1 rRNA gene is annotated in these 1,069 nt (G+C 54.3%); it reads left to right on the forward strand.

Features of this window, described 5'->3' with window-relative positions:
• Window positions 1–1,069, forward strand: a 23S ribosomal RNA gene (locus BM157_RS00010); the annotation flags it as partial.

Below are 1,069 nucleotides of genomic sequence, written 5' to 3' on the forward strand. Positions count from 1 at the left end.
CGTACCCGTACCGTAAACCGACACAGGTGGATGAGGAGAGAATCCTAAGGCCGGCGGGAGAAGCATTGTTAAGGAACTCGGCAAAATGACCCCGTAACTTCGGGAGAAGGGGTGCTCACGCAAGTGAGCCGCAGAGAACTGGCCCAAGCAACTGTTTAGCAAAAACACAGGTCTATGCAAAACCGAAAGGTGAGGTATATGGGCTGACGCCTGCCCGGTGCTGGAAGGTTAAGAGGAGATGTTAGAGCAATCGAAGCATTGAATTTAAGCCCCAGTAAACGGCGGCCGTAACTATAACGGTCCTAAGGTAGCGAAATTCCTTGTCGGGTAAGTTCCGACCCGCACGAAAGGCGTAATGATTTGGGCACTGTCTCGACAATGCACCCGGTGAAATTGAAATACCAGTGAAGATGCTGGTTACCTGCGCCAGGACGGAAAGACCCCATGGAGCTTTACTCTAGCTTGATACTGGGATTCGGTATTGCATGTACAGGATAGGTGGGAGACTAAGAGGTGATGACGCCAGTTGTCACGGAGTCGATGTTGGGATACCACCCCTGCAGTACTGGGTTTCTAACCTGCGGCCGTGACCCGGCCGGGGGACAATGTCTGGTGGGGAGTTTGACTGGGGCGGTCGCCTCCGAAAGGGTATCGGAGGCGCTCAAAGGTTCCCTCAGAATGGTTGGAAACCATTCGAAGAGTGCAAAGGCAGAAGGGAGCTTGACTGCGACACCGACGGGTGGAGCAGGTACGAAAGTAGGACTTAGTGATCCGGTGGTATGAAAGTGGGATTGCCATCGCTCAACGGATAAAAGCTACCCTGGGGATAACAGGCTTATCACTCCCAAGAGTTCACATCGACGGAGTGGTTTGGCACCTCGATGTCGGCTCATCGCATCCTGGGGCTGTAGTAGGTCCCAAGGGTTGGGCTGTTCGCCCATTAAAGCGGTACGCGAGCTGGGTTCAGAACGTCGTGAGACAGTTCGGTCCCTATCCGGCGTGGGCGCAGGATATCTGAGAGGAGCTGTCCTTAGTACGAGAGGACCGGGATGGACTGACCTCTGGTGCA

Origin of the sequence: [Lactobacillus] rogosae (assembly GCA_900112995.1) — a bacterium.
GTDB classification, from domain to species: Bacteria; Bacillota; Clostridia; order Lachnospirales; family Lachnospiraceae; genus Lachnospira; species Lachnospira rogosae.